Genomic DNA, 923 nt, shown 5'->3' with positions numbered 1-923 from the left:
GACGGCTGTTTAAAATCTGCTGCTTGTTGTCGTCGCCAAAAGTAAAACCAAACTTAGTGGCGATGACCACGCGGTCACGAAATGGTTTTAAGGCTTCACCGACCACCTCTTCATTGAGGAAGGGTCCATACACTTCAGCGGTATCGAAGAAGGTGACGCCACGTTCAACCGCTGCGCGAATGAGCTCGATAGCCTGATGAGTATCGGTCGCCGGGCCGTAGCCGTGGCTTAATCCCATGCAACCGAGCCCAAGTGCGGAGACTTCGAGTCGGGATTGACCCAAATAACGTTTTTGCATTGAATGAATACCTCTTTTATCGCGACTTAAACGTCCAGTTTGCGGCTGGCCAACCATTCAACTCTGGCAGGATCGCGGTGGGAGAAGAAAGCGCTGGTGGCGGTATCGATAGCGGTAATCAGCAGCATATCTTCAGCGCTGAGTTCAAAATCGAGAATGCTGATGTTCTCTGCCATACGTTCTTTTCGCACCGACTTCGCCAGCGAAACGATGCCTCGCTGGAAAATCCAACGCAGCACAACCTGGCCCACGCTTTTACCGTATTTCTGGCCAATCGCCGTTAACATGGGATGCTCAAACAGACCATTTTTTCCTTCTGCAAACGGAGCCCAGGCTTCCGGCTGAATGCCACGGCTTTGCATCCATGGCACGGTATGCAGCTGCTGGTTGAAGGGGTTAACCTCAACCTGGTTTACCGCCGGGGAAACGTTGTTGAAGGCGATAAGATCGGCCAGTCGGTCAGGATGGAAGTTGCTGACGCCAATGGCGCGAATTTTGCCTGCCTGCTGCAATTCTTCCATAGCACGCCATGCCCCATGGACATCGCCATAAGGCTGGTGAATCAGATACAGGTCCACGTAATCAAGTTGTAGCCGATTCAGGGAGCGTTCGAACTGGGCTTTAG

2 protein-coding genes are annotated in these 923 nt (G+C 52.4%); both read right to left on the bottom strand.

The window, feature by feature from the left end:
• A partial coding sequence (locus HMPREF3178_RS30440) for an aldo/keto reductase (RefSeq protein ID WP_139146045.1) occupies positions 1–298 on the bottom strand: 298 nt, incomplete at its 3' end.
• A 26-nt stretch (positions 299–324) separates the two neighbouring features.
• Positions 325–923 (bottom strand): aldo/keto reductase (locus tag HMPREF3178_RS24685; protein WP_070585542.1); only part of this gene is annotated, 599 nt, incomplete at its 5' end.

The sequence above is a fragment of the Klebsiella sp. HMSC09D12 genome (genome assembly GCF_001808475.1).
In the GTDB taxonomy this organism is placed as follows: domain Bacteria; phylum Pseudomonadota; class Gammaproteobacteria; order Enterobacterales; family Enterobacteriaceae; genus Klebsiella; species Klebsiella oxytoca.
Note: the sequence above shows the minus strand (reverse complement) of the source record. Positions and strands in the feature narration are given on the sequence as shown.